The 13,267-nt window shown below is 67.5% G+C and carries 12 protein-coding genes; 10 read left to right on the top strand and 2 right to left on the bottom strand.

Translation table 11 applies throughout. The features are described from left to right. The first annotated feature begins 69 nt into the window (after window positions 1–69). Window positions 70–2,292 carry a response regulator gene (locus DW2_RS11255; protein WP_038146537.1) on the top strand — a complete coding sequence of 741 codons (2,223 nt, stop codon included), beginning with the start codon at window positions 70–72 and terminating at the stop codon, window positions 2,290–2,292. Here DW2_RS11255 and recQ read toward each other — a convergent pair. Together recQ and DW2_RS20175 are read right to left on the bottom strand one after the other, a co-directional pair. After that, window positions 2,283–4,346 carry a DNA helicase RecQ gene (gene recQ, locus DW2_RS11250; protein WP_038146535.1) on the bottom strand — a complete coding sequence of 688 codons (2,064 nt, stop codon included), beginning with the start codon at window positions 4,344–4,346 and terminating at the stop codon, window positions 2,283–2,285. The genes DW2_RS11255 and recQ overlap by 10 nt on opposite strands. Continuing rightward, complete coding sequence (locus DW2_RS20175) at window positions 4,346–4,645, bottom strand: YggT family protein (protein WP_038146533.1); 300 nt, start codon at window positions 4,643–4,645, stop codon at window positions 4,346–4,348. Before DW2_RS20175 ends, recQ begins: the two co-directional genes overlap by 1 nt. Window positions 4,646–4,773: 128 nt before the next feature. Between DW2_RS20175 and DW2_RS11240 the strand changes: the two genes are divergently transcribed. The 9 genes from DW2_RS11240 to dxs all read left to right on the top strand — a co-directional run bounded on the left by DW2_RS11240 (window position 4,774) and on the right by dxs (window position 13,239). Further along, window positions 4,774–5,304 (top strand): acyl-CoA thioesterase, encoded by a 531-nt coding sequence (locus DW2_RS11240; protein ID WP_038146531.1) that lies wholly within the window; start codon window positions 4,774–4,776, stop codon window positions 5,302–5,304. 129 nt (window positions 5,305–5,433) lie between these two features. Further along, window positions 5,434–6,789, top strand: coding sequence for an MFS transporter (locus DW2_RS11235; RefSeq protein ID WP_038146529.1), 1,356 nt, complete (start codon window positions 5,434–5,436; stop codon window positions 6,787–6,789). Continuing rightward, on the top strand, window positions 6,786–7,679 hold the full coding sequence (gene mepA / locus DW2_RS11230; protein WP_038146526.1) for a penicillin-insensitive murein endopeptidase: 894 nt from the start codon (window positions 6,786–6,788) through the stop codon (window positions 7,677–7,679). The genes DW2_RS11235 and mepA overlap by 4 nt, the downstream gene beginning before the upstream one ends. Then, on the top strand, window positions 7,652–8,596 hold the full coding sequence (locus DW2_RS11225; RefSeq protein ID WP_038146524.1) for an esterase-like activity of phytase family protein: 945 nt from the start codon (window positions 7,652–7,654) through the stop codon (window positions 8,594–8,596). Before mepA ends, DW2_RS11225 begins: the two co-directional genes overlap by 28 nt. Before the next feature lie 84 nt (window positions 8,597–8,680). Continuing rightward, entirely contained in the window at window positions 8,681–9,313 is a 633-nt protein-coding gene (locus DW2_RS11220) for a queuosine precursor transporter (RefSeq protein ID WP_038146521.1), read from the top strand. A gap of 348 nt (window positions 9,314–9,661) precedes the next feature. Next, window positions 9,662–10,066: a c-type cytochrome gene (locus DW2_RS11215; RefSeq protein ID WP_038146518.1), complete on the top strand. Its 405-nt coding sequence runs from the start codon at window positions 9,662–9,664 to the stop codon at window positions 10,064–10,066. A gap of 124 nt (window positions 10,067–10,190) precedes the next feature. After that, window positions 10,191–10,427, top strand: coding sequence for an exodeoxyribonuclease VII small subunit (locus DW2_RS11210; protein ID WP_038146517.1), 237 nt, complete (start codon window positions 10,191–10,193; stop codon window positions 10,425–10,427). Then, on the top strand, window positions 10,428–11,294 hold the full coding sequence (locus DW2_RS11205; RefSeq protein WP_038146515.1) for a polyprenyl synthetase family protein: 867 nt from the start codon (window positions 10,428–10,430) through the stop codon (window positions 11,292–11,294). A 22-nt stretch (window positions 11,295–11,316) separates the two neighbouring features. Further along, the gene (gene dxs / locus DW2_RS11200) at window positions 11,317–13,239 is read left to right on the top strand and encodes a 1-deoxy-D-xylulose-5-phosphate synthase (protein WP_038146513.1); all 1,923 of its coding nucleotides are present in this window, start codon (window positions 11,317–11,319) and stop codon (window positions 13,237–13,239) included. Window positions 13,240–13,267 lie beyond the last annotated feature (28 nt).

The following is a 13,267-nucleotide window of genomic DNA, read 5'->3' as shown; positions in this document are numbered from 1 at the left end:
AAGCGCGCGTTCACCCCACTCTGCCAATCTGCCCGCCACGACCAACTTGCCGGGGGCAGCGACCGCGTGATGCATTTTTCCATCGCGGAGAAACTGGCGCAGGAACGGCGCGCGCGACTGGCCGCGGAAAAGCTTCTCGAACAGAAGAAACGGGAGCTTTTCGCGGCCAATCAGAAGCTCGCGCTGCATGCGCGCATGCTCTCGGTCCAGATCGCGGAGCAGCGGCAGGGCCTTGCCCGCGCCCTGACCGAGACCGAGACCCTCAAGGGCGAGAACAGCCGCGTCCGCACCGATCTCGAACGCGCGAACTCGATGGCGATGATCGCCCAGCAACGGCTCTGGGACGCGGTCGACACGATCCCCGACGGTTTCGCGGTCTTCGATCCCGATCTGCACCTCGTCGCGGCCAACCAGATCTTCATCTCCTTCTTCGAGGACGAGATCGCGCTGGCGCCGGGCGTCACCTATGACGAGGTGGCGCGGATCGCGGCGAAGGCCGGCCTTCTCGATCTCGGCGGGCGCGACCCGCTCGACTGGCATTTCGAACTCTGCGAACGGATCCGCCGCCGCGAAATCGCGCCGATCGAGATGCAGACCCGCTCGGGGCGCTGGCTGCGGATCAACAACCGCTGGGGACGCCACGGCGATCTCGTCACCTATGCGCAGGACATCACCGAGGCGGTGCTGCGCGAGGGCGAATTGCGCGAGGCCCGCGACCGGGCCGAGGCCGCGAGCCGTGCCAAATCCGCCTTCCTCGCCAATATGAGCCACGAGATCCGCACCCCGATGAACGGGGTCATCGGGATGGCCGACCTGCTCGCGGAAAGCGATCTGGGCCCCGAACAGCAGCTCTATGCCGACACGATCCGCTCCTCCGGCGAGGCGCTCCTGACGATCATCAACGACGTTCTCGATTTCTCGAAGATCGAGGCCGACCGGATGAGCCTCTATCCCGAACCCTTCGATCTCGAACGCTGCCTGCACGAGATCATGGTTCTGCTTCAGCCCTCCGCGCGCGACCGGCGCGTCGAGCTTCTCGTCGATTACGACATCTTCCTGCCCACCCGGTTCGAGGCCGATCCGGGCCGGATACGCCAGATCCTCACCAACCTGATCGGCAATGCGGTGAAATTCACCGAGGACGGCCATGTGATCGCCCGCGTCGTGGGCATCGAAGGCGCGGGCGGATGCTACGACCTTCACGTCACGGTCGAGGATAGCGGCATCGGCATCGCGCCCGACCTGATCGACCACGTCTTCGGCGAGTTCAACCAGGCCGAGGCCGAGCCCAACCGCAAGTTCGAGGGAACGGGGCTCGGGCTCGCCATCACCCGCCGCCTGGTGGAGCTGATGGGCGGCGAGGTCTGGGTGGACAGCATCCTCGGCGAGGGGTCCGTCTTCGGCTTCAAGCTCTGCCTGCCGCGCGCCGAGCCCGAGACCCCGCTCGACGCGCCCGCCCGGCCGAGCACGCTGCACAGCGCGCTGGTCGTCGATGACCAGCTCGTCAACCGGATGATCCTCGACCGCCAGCTCCAGACGCTCGGCCTGAAGGTGACGCTGTGCCGCAGCGGCGAGGAGGCCCTGGGGATGATCGCGAAGGGACAGAGCTTCGACGTGATCCTCACCGATCAGCAGATGCCCGACCTCGACGGGGCCGCGCTCGCGGCGCGGCTGCGCGAGGGTGGGTATGACGGGCCGATCCTGCTGCTCAGCTCCGACCCCGACACGGTTGACGCGCGGCAGGCGCATGCGGTCACCGCGCGGCTGCAAAAGCCCGTCCCGCGCGCCGAACTCATCCACGCCCTGCAGCGGCTCATGCCCTCCGACCCGGCCGCGGCGGCGCCCCCCGCGCCCGCCCCCGAACCCGGCGCAGCGCAGACAGGCCGCCAGATGCGCATCCTCGCCGCGGAGGACAACCGCACCAACCAGCTCGTTTTCCGCAAGATGGTGCAGGATTTCGATATCGAGCTTCGCTTCGCCGCGAACGGCCGCGAGGCGGTCGAACTCTGGCGCGAGTTTCGACCCGACCTGATCTTCATGGATATCTCGATGCCCGAGATGGACGGGCGCGAGGCCGCGAGCGCCATCCGCGCCGAGGAAGAGGCGGGCGCGCATGTGCCGATCTGCGCGCTCACCGCCCATGCGATGGCGGGCGACAGCGAGTCGATCCTCGCCGCCGGGATCGACCATTACCTCACCAAGCCGCTCAAGAAGGCGCGCATCGCCGAACGCATCGCCGCCGAACGCCCCGAGCAGGCGCGCCCGCCGATCCCCGAGGAGGCTCAGCGGTAATCGTTCAGGATCTCGAGGAAGGCATCGGCGAAACGGTCGAGCTTGGCCTCGGGCAGTTTCGCGACCCGCGCGAGATCCTCGCGCGAGCGCGGCTTCACCTCGGCGATCTTGCGCAGCAGCGCGGGCGCGCAGGAAAGCGGACGCTCGAGCCCGTCCGCGCCGCGCTCCAGATCGCGCTGCGCCTCGGCCAGCCGGTCGAAGATCTCGCCCTCGGTCGAGCCTGCGAGCTTGCGCCGCGAGGGATGCATCGCCTCCGCCTCGCCCGCGATCACCGACAGGAACTCCGCGCCGTAGCTCTCCAGCTTCTTCGCTCCGACGCCGCCGATCCGCGCCATCTCGTCGAGGTTCGAAGGCCGCGTCTCGGCCATCTCGATCAGGGTCCGGTCGGTGAAGACGACATAGGCAGGCACGCCCTGCGCCTCGGCCAGAGCGCGGCGTTTCGCCTTGAGCGCCGAGAGGAGCGGCGCGTCCTCCTCGCTCACCAGCGTTTTCGCCACCGTCTTCGATTTCGCCTTCGCCACCAGATCGCGGCGCAGCGTGATCGACTGCGCGCCGCGCAGGATCGGGCGGGCGGCCTCGGTCATCACCAGCGCGCCGTGACGCGCATTGTCGGGCCGGATCAGGTCATGGCCCATCATCTGCCGGAACACCGCCTGCCATTGCGGCCGGGTCAGATCGCGCCCCACCCCGAAGGTCGGCAAGGCGTCATGGCCGCGCTGGCGGATCCGGTCGTTCTCACTGCCGAGCAGGATCTCGATCAGGTGCCCCGCACCGAAACTCTCGCCCGTGCGCAGCGCCGCCGAAAGCGCCTTGCGCACCGCTTCCGTGCCGTCGAACAGATCGGGCGGCGTGTCGCACAGATCGCAATTGCCGCAGGGCTCCGCAGCCTCGCCGAAATAACGCAGCAGTTTCACCCGGCGGCATTCGGTGGCCTCGGCAAGCCCCAGCAGCGCATTGAGCCGCCCGTGATCGGCCTCCTTGCGCTCGGGCGGCGCGAGCCCCTCGTCGATCTGGCTCCGCCGCAGCCGGATATCGTCGGGCCCATAAAGCGTGAGCGTCTCGGCCGCCGCGCCATCGCGCCCCGCCCGGCCGATCTCCTGGTAATAGGCCTCGATCGACTTCGGCAGATCGGCATGGGCGACCCAGCGGATATCGGGCTTGTCCACCCCCATCCCGAAGGCCACGGTCGCCACCACGATCAGCCCGTCTTCCTGCTGGAAGCGGGTCTCGACGCCGCGCCGGTCCTCGGCCTCCATCCCGCCGTGATAATGGCACGCCGCATGGCCCGCCTCGCGCAGGGCCTGCGCCAGCGTCTCGGTCTTGGCCCGGGTGCCGCAATAGACGATCCCCGACTGCCCCTTGCGCGCGGCGGCGAAGCGCAGGATCTGCTGGCGCGGCTGGTCCTTGGGCGAAAAGGCGAGATGGATATTGGGCCGGTCGAAGCCGCGCAGGAAGCTTTCGGGCGCCTGCCCGTCGAAGAGCCGGGTGACGATCTCGGCGCGGGTCTCCTCATCCGCCGTCGCGGTGAAGGCCGCGAGCGGCACGCCGAGGCTGCGCCGCAACTCGCCGATGCGCAGGTAATCGGGACGGAAATCATGGCCCCACTGGCTCACGCAATGCGCCTCGTCCACCGCGATCAGGCTGACGCCCGCGCGTTTCAGCAGATGTACCGCCCCGCCCGAGGCGAGCCGCTCGGGCGCCATGTAGAGCAGCTTCAGCCGCCCCTCGTCGATCGCGGCAAAGACCTCCTCGGTCTCTTCATCGGTGTTGCCCGAAGTCAGCGCGCCCGCCTCGACGCCCGCCTGTTTGAGCGCGCGCACCTGATCGCGCATCAGGGCGATCAGCGGCGAGATCACCACCGTCACGCCCTCGCGCGCCAGCGCGGGCAGCTGGTAGCACAGCGACTTGCCGCCGCCCGTCGGCATGATGGCCAGCACGTTCGTGCCCGCGATCACCGCGCGCACGATCTCTTCCTGGCCGGGACGGAAGGCGTCGAAGCCCCAGACCCGCGCCAGAAGATCTGCGGGAGCTTCGGCTGCCGCAGCCGCCTCCATCAGAAGCTGTTGCCGTAGAAGAAGGCCGCGTTGTTGAAGAGCGCCTGACGGATGATGATCAGCGCGATGAAGGCCACGAGCGGCGCCAGATCGAGCCCGCCGGTATCGGGCAGGAAGCGGCGGATGCGACCGTAGATCGGCTCGAGCAGGTTGTTCAGGCCGAACCAGATCTGCGCGACCAGCGGCTGGCGCAGATTGAGCACCTGGAAATTGATCAGCCAGCTCATGATGATATGGGCGATCATGACGAACCAGATGACGTTCAGGATCAGCACGAGCGCCTGAAAGAGCGTGACCATCGAACACCTCCGCTTTGGGTCGCCAAGAGAGGTAAGCGAGAGACCGCGCCAATGCAACCGCACGAAGGCGCGCATTTTCCGCAACGTTCCGCTTGACCCTGTGGCGCGGGCACGGCACCGCTTCGCCCATGTATCCCGTTTTCCGCATGGCCAAAGAGATCGTGAAGTTCCGCAACGCGCCGCCGTTGCCGGTCACGGGCACCCATGTCAGCCACCATATCTGCTGGCCCTGGGATATCGACCTGTGGATGGAACTCAACAACGGGCGCACGCTGACGCTCTACGATCTGGGGCGGATCCCGCTCGCGATCCGCACCGGGCTCTGGGCCGCGCTCAAGACAAACCGCTGGGGCCTCGTCGTGGCGGGCAATTCGACGCGCTATCGCCGTCGCGTGCGCGCCTTCCAGAAGATCGAGATCCGCTCGCGCTGCGTGGGCTGGGACGAGCGCTGGATGTATCTCGAACACGCGATGTTCACCGGCGGCGAGTGCTCCTCGCATCTTCTCGTGCGCGCTGCGGTCACCTCGCGCAACGGCATGGTCGCGCCCGCCCGGGTGCTCGAGGCGATGGGACAGAGCACCCAGAGCCCGCCGCTGCCCGCCTGGATCACCGCCTGGGCCGAGGCCGACGCGACGCGCCCCTGGCCGCCCGAGATCTGATCCGGGTCCCGAAACCACACCTCCTCAGGTCGTGTCCGCCACCGCTTGCCTCAACGCTTGCGCGCCCATGGCTTTTCGGGCTTCATCGCCGCGAAAGGCCGGAAGGGCCGAACCGGGGGGCAGACACACATGATCACGTCGCGCAAACGCATCTGGGGCTGGTGGTTCTTCGACTGGGCGAGCCAGCCCTACAACACGCTGCTGATCACCTTCATCTTCGCCCCCTTCATGAAGGATCTGCTCGGCTCGGGGACCGGGGCGCAGACGGTCTGGGGGTACGGCGTGGGGCTGGCGGGTCTCGTGATCGCGGTGCTCTCGCCCTTCCTCGGCGCGGTCGCGGACCGCTCGGGGCGGCGGATGCCCTTCATCTGGGTGTTCACGGTGATGTATGTGCTGGGCGCCTGGGGGCTGTGGTACGCCGTGCCCGGACATTTCAGCCTGATGCTGATCATGATCTCCTTCGCGATCGGCATGATCGGGATGGAATTCGCCACCACCTTCACCAATGCGATGCTGCCCGATCTCGCCCCGCGCGAAGAGATCGGCAAGGTCTCGGGCTCGGGCTGGGCCTTCGGCTATATCGGCGGGATGCTCGCGCTCATCATCATGCTGACGCTGCTGCAGGCGAGCCCCACGACGGGCAAGACGCTGATCGGCCTCAAGCCGATCTTCGGCCTCGACGTCGCCACCCGCGAGGATACCCGCATCGTCGGCCCGCTGGTGGCGGTCTGGTACGCGGTCTTCATGATCCCGTTCTTCCTCTGGGTGCGCGAGCCGCGCAGGCCCGACGCGCTGCCGGTGGGGGTCGCGCTGCGCGGCGCCTGGCCCGAGCTGCGCGCCACCCTGCGCGCCCTGCCGCGCCGGCGCAGCCTCGCCTCCTACCTGCTCAGCTCGATGTTCTATCGCGACGCGCTCAACGGCATCTATACGTTCGGCGGGCTCTACGCGGCGGGCGTGCTGAACTGGTCGATCACGATGATCGGCCTCTTCGGCATCCTCGGCACGATCACCGGCGCGACTTTCGCCTGGCTCGGCGGCAAGGCCGATGACCGCTTCGGCCCGAAATCGGTGATCGTCGCGACCCTCCTGCTGCTGATCGCGGTCGTGGTCGGTGTGGTCTTCGTCTCGCGCGAGAGCGTGTTCGGGATCGCGGTCGGCCCCGAGAGCCACCTGCCCGACATCGCCTTCTACACGCTGGGCGGGCTGATCGGCGCCTGCGGCGGCGCGCTGCAATCGGCCTCGCGCACGATGATGGTGCGCCAGGCGGATCCGGCGCGGATGACCGAGCATTTCGGCCTCTACGCGCTCTCGGGCAAGGCCACCGCCTTCATCGCTCCGCTCTCGATCGGCATCGTCACCCAGATCAGCGGAAATCAGTCGGTCGGCATCACTCCGATCATCGCGCTTTTGATTCTCGGGCTCGTGCTGCTAGGCTTGGTCAAAACCAACGGAGACCAAGCACCCGGAGGCTCCAAGATCACATGATCCGCAAAACCATTGCCGCACTCATTTCACTGACCCTGATTTCCACACCCGCGCTGGCCGAGCCGCTGGCCCGCTCGCTCTTCGGCTCGAAATCCACGCCATCCGAGCAACTGCCCGATCCGATCGGCTTCTATTCGCGCGGCTGCGCGGCGGGGCTGCAGGCCATGCCCGCCAGCGGACCGACCTGGCAGATGATGCGGCTGTCGCGCAACCGCAACTGGGGCCAGCCCGAGATGCTCACCTTCCTGCAGGACCTGTCGCGCTACGCCGCGAGCCTGCCGGGCTGGAAGGGGCTCTATATCGGCGATATCTCGCAGCCCCGCGGCGGGCCGATGACCGGCGGCCATGCGAGCCACCAGATCGGCCTCGATGCCGATATCTGGATGCTGCCGCCCCGGCGGCTCGATCTGAGCCGGGCCGAGCGCGAGAAGATCTCCTCGATCTCGGTGCGCACGGCCGACCAGCGCAACGTGAACGCCAACTGGACGCCGCAGCATATGGCGCTGTTGCGCCAGACCGCCTCGGACCCGCGGGTGGACCGCGTCTTCGTCGCCGCGGCGGTGAAGATCGCGATGTGCAACGCCGTGCCGCGCAACGACCGGGCCTGGCTGCAGAAGATCCGGCCGATGTACGGGCACAACACCCATTTCCATGTGCGGCTGAAATGCCCGCCCGGATCGCCCTATTGCGTGACCCAGAAGCCGACCGTGACGCAGCTCTCGAAGGGCGGCGACGGTTGCGATGACACGCTGATGTGGTGGGTCACCGATTACCTCAATCCGCCCAAGGCCGCGCCGAAGAAGAAAAAGGGTCCGCCGCCCAAGAACGCCAAGACCTACGTGATGTCGGATCTGCCCTCGCAATGCCGCGCCGTTCTCTCCTCCCGGTAGGCGCGACGCTCGCCGCGGCGGCGCTGGCCGCGCTGACCCTTGCCGGGCTTGCGCTGGCCGGGCCCCGGCCGCGGGCCGAATTCCTGCAATCCTACCACTGGCAGATGCCCGATGTGAGCGTCTTCGGCGGCTTTTCCGGGCTCGAACTTGCCCCGGACGGGCGCGATTTCGTCACCCAGTCCGACCGCAGCACGATCTGGCGCGGCGCGCTGGAGCGCGACGGGCGCGGCCGGATCACCGGCGTGCGCGTCACCGAGGGGCCGAACTGGCTGCACAGTTCCAAGGGCAAGGTGCTGACCCGGCATCTGGGCGACAGCGAGGGGCTCGCGCTCGCCCCCGACGGCTCGGTCTACATCTCCTTCGAGGGGCTCGCGCGGGTCTCGCACTACCCCAGGGATGGCGGCCCGGCCGAGCTTCTGCCGCGCCCCGACGCCTTCGACCGGATGCAGTCCAACTCCTCGCTCGAGGCGCTGGCGATCGACGCCGAGGGCACGCTCTACACCATGCCCGAACGCTCGGGCGGTCTGAACAAGCCCTTCCCGGTCTGGCGCTACAGGAACGGGAAATGGGATCAGCCCTTCGCGATCGAGCGCGACGGCAACTGGCTTCCGGTGGGCGCCGATTTCGGCCCCGACGGGCGGCTCTATGTGCTCGAGCGCGATTTCTGGGGCCTGCTGGGCTTTCTCACCCGCGTGCAGGTGTTCGACATCCAGGGCGACACGCTCTCGGGGGGCGAGGTGCTGATCCAGACCGGCGCGGGCCGGCATGACAATCTCGAGGGCATCGCGGTCTGGCGCGACGAGGCTGGCGCGACCCGGCTGACGATGATCTCGGACGACAATTTCCGGCTGCTGCAACGCACCGAGATCGTCGAATATCGCCTGACCGACCCCGCGCGCACCGCACGCAGGGATTGACGCAGACGTCACTTGGGCGTATCGCGCCGCCTTGCCCGGCTGACCGGGCCATGTCTCCGAAACCATGTAAAAACGGCTGACCTCATGACCCGCTACCTCCCCGGCATCCTCGCCATGGCCATCATCGTCGTGGCCTCGAACATCCTGGTGCAGTTCCTCCTCGGCAATTTCCTGACCTGGGGCGCCTTCACCTATCCCTTCGCCTTCCTCGTCAACGACGTGATCAACCGGATCTACGGCCCCGCCGCCGCGCGCCGCGTGGTCTTCGCCGGTTTCGTCGTGGGCGTGCTCTGCTCGCTGATCGGATCGCAGATCATGCTGCAGGGCGATGGCTACGACTATCCCGCCGTCACGCTGCGCATCGCGCTCGGCTCGGGCGCGGCCTTCCTGATCGCGCAGATGACCGACGTCTTCGTCTTCGACCGGCTCCGCCACGGGGTCTGGTGGCGTGCGCCCGCGATCTCGACGCTGATCGGCGCCTCGCTCGACACACTGATCTTCTTCTCGATCGCGTTTTCCGCGGCGCTGGTCTTCCTGGAGCCGGGCAATGACGTGAGCTGGGCGAACGAAGAGCTGCCCCTTCTCGGGCTCGGGCCGCAGGTGCCGCTCTGGCTGTCGCTCGCGGTCGCGGACTGGCTTGTCAAACTTGCCCTGACTTTGATCGCGCTGCTGCCTTTCAAGGCAATTGTTACCAAACTTTCTCCAAGAGTTGCGTAAAAATTCTTGCCAACCACAAAATCTGTGGCACGCTGTGGATAACGGCAACGCATGAAAGGAGGTGGTCCAGTGTCTAGAGTGATAGTGGAGAGAGGTGTCGGGACAGTCAGGGGGGCCGTGGCCTGAGGGCAAACCCTGGGGCAAAGAACCCTGACTGGGACGGCTGGATCCTTCGGACCCTAACCGGACCATCTCCGTAGATCTCGGAGGGCCATCTCGAACAGAGATGGCCCTTTTCGCTGAAGCCAGGCTAACACGAAACCCGCCCGCGTTTATTGACGAAGATCACAGACTTCGGCGGTTTTTTCGTCTATCCTCCCCTTGCGTAAACCTGTGTGGGAGGGATCAATGCGCTTCATCACCTATCTCGTCGCCGCGGCAAGCCTCGTTGCCGTCACTCCGGCCACCGCCCAGAATGCCGATGTCGGCAAGGGCCTCTACGACCAGTATTGTGCGAGCTGTCACGGCGAGGGCGGCAAGGGCGATGGCCCGATGGCCGAGTTCCTCACGCTCAAGCCCAGCGATCTGACCGGGCTCGCCGCGAAGAATGACGGCAAGTTCCCGATGCTCGACGTCATCCATATCATCGACGGCAGGACCGGGGTGCGCCAGCACGGCGGTCCGATGCCGGTCTTCGGCCATGTGTTCATGGCGGAAACGGAAGATGAGTCCGAACGGACCTATACCGAGATCCTCGCCACGCGCGGCCGCGTGCTCTCGCTCGCCACCTATCTGGAGACCCTCCAGCCCTGAGCGGGATCCGTCCGGACTGCGGACGCGTCAGCGCGGCGATCTCGACTCCGCGACCAGGATATGCTTTTGAGATGCGGGGGCGCTTCGCCCCCGCAGTTTTCAGCATTTCCGGGGATTGGGGCGTATGAGCGATATTGACTCGATGAGCTTTGAAGACGCGATGAAAGCGCTCGAAGAGGTCGTGGGCCAACTCGAACATGGCGACGTGCCGCTCGACCGCTCGATCGAGCTCTACGAGCGCGGCGCGAAACTCAAGGAACGCTGCGCGAAACTCCTCAAGGAGGCCGAGGAGCGGGTCGAGAAGATCACCCTCAACGCCGATGGCACGCCGCAGGGCACCGCCCCGGCCGACGGTCAGTAAATGTTCGAACCCCGCCTGAAGGAGGTGCAGCGCGCCGTTCAGGACGCGCTCGACGCGGCCGTCGCGCGCCAGCCCGAGGGGCCGCTCCGCGCACCGATGCATTACGCGTTGCAGGGCGGCAAGCGGCTGCGCGCCTTCCTCGTGCTCGAAAGCGCGGCGGTGTTCGGCATCTCGCAGGCGCAGGCGATGCCCGCCGCGGCCGCCGTAGAGGCGCTGCATGCCTATTCGCTCGTGCATGACGACCTGCCCTGCATGGATGACGACGACCTGCGCCGGGGCCAGCCGACGGTGCATGTGAAATGGGACGAGGCGACCGCTGTGCTGACCGGCGACGTCCTGCAGATGCTCGCCTTCGAGCTTTGCGCCGATCCCGTCCTCGGACCGGCCGAACGCCGGATCGCGCTGGTCGCGGCGCTCGCGCAGGCCTCCGGCGCGGCGGGAATGGGCCACGGGCAGGCGCTCGACATCGCCGCCGAAAGTGCTGCCCATCCGCTCAGCCTCGCGCAGATCGTCACGCTGCAGGAGGGCAAGACCGGGGCGCTGATCTCCTTTGCCGCCCGCGCAGGCGCGATCCTCGCGGGCGCCGACGAGGGGCCGCTGCGCGCCTACGCCAAGGCTGTCGGCCTCGCCTTCCAGATCGCCGACGACATCCTCGACGTCACCGGCTGCGAGAAAGCGACCGGCAAGCGCGTGGGCAAGGATGCCGAGGCCGGAAAGGCCACCTTCGTGTCGCTGCTGGGGCTCACGGGCGCGCGCATCCGCGCCGCCGAGCTGATCGACGAGGCGATCGCGGCGCTTTCACCTTACGGTGACGAGGCGGAAAACTTGCGGGAGGCCGCGCGTTTCGTTATCTCCCGCGAAATGTAGCGCGCGCCTTGGGGGCCAGCCGATGAGCGATAGCGAAGACCGTCAGACCGTGACACCGACCCTCGACAGGGTCCGGCTGCCCTCCGATCTCAAGAGCCTGTCCGACAGCGAGCTCAAGACGCTCGCCCACGAGCTGCGCAACGAGACCATTTCGACCGTGTCGCAGACCGGCGGCCATCTGGGCGCGGGGCTCGGCGTGGTCGAACTGACCGTCGCTCTGCACGCGGTCTTCGATGCGCCGCGCGACAAGATCGTCTGGGATGTCGGCCACCAGTGCTACCCGCACAAGATCCTGACCGGCCGCCGCGACCGGATCCGCACGCTGCGCCAGAAGGGCGGGCTCTCGGGCTTCACCAAACGCTCGGAGAGCCCCTATGACCCGTTCGGCGCGGGCCACAGCTCGACCTCGATCTCCGCCGCGGTCGGCTTCGCGATGGGCCGCGAACTGGGCGCCGAGACGGGCGACGCGATCGCGGTGATCGGCGACGGCGCGATGTCGGGCGGCATGGCCTTCGAGGCGATGAACCATGCGGGCCACCTGGGCAAGCGCCTGTTCGTGGTGCTCAACGACAACGAGATGTCGATCGCCCCGCCCGTGGGCGCGCTTTCCTCCTACCTGACCCGGCTCTATTCCGAAGCCTCGCTGCAGGATCTCAAGGCCGCCGCCAAGGGCGCGGTGAGCCTGTTGCCCGAGCCCTTCCAGGCGGGCGCACGCCGCGCCAAGGAGATGCTCAAGGGCATGGCGATGGGCGGCACGCTCTTCGAGGAGCTCGGCTTCACCTATGTCGGCCCGGTGGACGGGCACGATCTCGATCAGCTGCTGCCGCTCCTGCGCACGCTCAAGGCGCGCGCCACCGGGCCGGTCCTGATCCATGCCCTGACGAAGAAGGGCAAGGGCTATGCGCCCGCCGAGAACCGCGCCGATGGCGGCCATGCGACCGCGAAATTCGACGTCGCGACCGGCGAGCAGAAGAAAGCCCCCTCGAACGCGCCGGCCTATACGAAGGTGTTCGCGCAAAGCCTGATCAAGGAAGCCGCGAAGGACGACAAGATCGTCGCGATCACCGCCGCGATGCCGGACGGGACGGGGCTGAACCTCTTTGCCGATCACTACCCGCGCCGCTGCTTCGATGTGGGCATCGCCGAGCAGCATGCGGTGACCTTCTCCGCCGGGCTCGCGGCGTCGGGGATGAAACCCTTCTGCGCGATCTACTCCACCTTCCTGCAGCGCGGCTACGACCAGATCGTGCATGACGTGGCGATCCAGCGCCTGCCGGTGCGCTTCGCCATCGACCGCGCGGGGCTGGTGGGGGCCGATGGCGCGACCCATGCCGGGTCGTTCGATGTCGGCTTCATGTCGAGCCTGCCGGGCATGGTCGTGATGGCGGCCGCCGACGAGGCGGAACTGGTGCATATGGTGGCCACCGCCGCCGCCCATGACGACGGCCCGATCGCCTTCCGCTATCCGCGCGGCGAGGGCGTGGGCGTCGAGATGCCCGAAGCGGGCGTGCCGCTGGAAATCGGCCGGGGCCGGATGATCGCGGAAGGGTCGCGCGTCGCGATCCTCAGCTACGGCACGCGGCTCGCCGAGGTGATGAAGGCGCGCGAGGCGCTGCAGGCGCGCGGCCTCGCGCCGACCGTCGCCGATGCCCGCTTCGCCAAGCCGCTCGACACCGACCTGATCGACCGTCTGGTGGCCGGGCACGAGGCGCTGATCTGCATCGAGGAAGGCGCGGTGGGCGGCTTCGGCAGCCATGTCGCGCAATACCTGTCGGAGCAAGGCGTGTTCGATCACGGTCTCAAGTTCCGCTCGATGGTGCTGCCCGACACTTTCATCGACCATGCCTCGCCCGAGGACATGTATCGCTCGGCGGGGATGGACGCGCCGCAGATCGAGGCGAAGGTGCTCGAGCTTCTGGGCGTCGCGATCGCCAAGCGCGCCTGAGATAAGCCGGACTTATTCCGGGGCGCCG

The sequence above is a fragment of the Thioclava atlantica genome (genome assembly GCF_000737065.1).
GTDB lineage: Bacteria > Pseudomonadota > Alphaproteobacteria > Rhodobacterales > Rhodobacteraceae > Thioclava > Thioclava atlantica.
Note: the sequence above shows the minus strand (reverse complement) of the source record. Positions and strands in the feature narration are given on the sequence as shown.

Bases quoted from the DNA above. Each gene is read 5' to 3' on its own strand.
- DW2_RS11255 (WP_038146537.1), top strand. From the start codon at position 70: ATGCATTTTTCCATCGCGGAGAAACTGGCGCAGGAACGGCGCGCGCGA.
- recQ (WP_038146535.1), bottom strand. From the start codon at position 4,346: ATGGAGGCGGCTGCGGCAGCCGAAGCTCCCGCAGATCTTCTGGCGCGG.
- DW2_RS20175 (WP_038146533.1), bottom strand. From the start codon at position 4,645: ATGGTCACGCTCTTTCAGGCGCTCGTGCTGATCCTGAACGTCATCTGG.
- DW2_RS11240 (WP_038146531.1), top strand. From the start codon at position 4,774: ATGTATCCCGTTTTCCGCATGGCCAAAGAGATCGTGAAGTTCCGCAAC.
- DW2_RS11235 (WP_038146529.1), top strand. From the start codon at position 5,434: ATGATCACGTCGCGCAAACGCATCTGGGGCTGGTGGTTCTTCGACTGG.
- mepA (WP_038146526.1), top strand. From the start codon at position 6,786: ATGATCCGCAAAACCATTGCCGCACTCATTTCACTGACCCTGATTTCC.
- DW2_RS11225 (WP_038146524.1), top strand. From the start codon at position 7,652: ATGCCGCGCCGTTCTCTCCTCCCGGTAGGCGCGACGCTCGCCGCGGCG.
- DW2_RS11220 (WP_038146521.1), top strand. From the start codon at position 8,681: ATGACCCGCTACCTCCCCGGCATCCTCGCCATGGCCATCATCGTCGTG.
- DW2_RS11215 (WP_038146518.1), top strand. From the start codon at position 9,662: ATGCGCTTCATCACCTATCTCGTCGCCGCGGCAAGCCTCGTTGCCGTC.
- DW2_RS11210 (WP_038146517.1), top strand. From the start codon at position 10,191: ATGAGCGATATTGACTCGATGAGCTTTGAAGACGCGATGAAAGCGCTC.
- DW2_RS11205 (WP_038146515.1), top strand. From the start codon at position 10,428: ATGTTCGAACCCCGCCTGAAGGAGGTGCAGCGCGCCGTTCAGGACGCG.
- dxs (WP_038146513.1), top strand. From the start codon at position 11,317: ATGAGCGATAGCGAAGACCGTCAGACCGTGACACCGACCCTCGACAGG.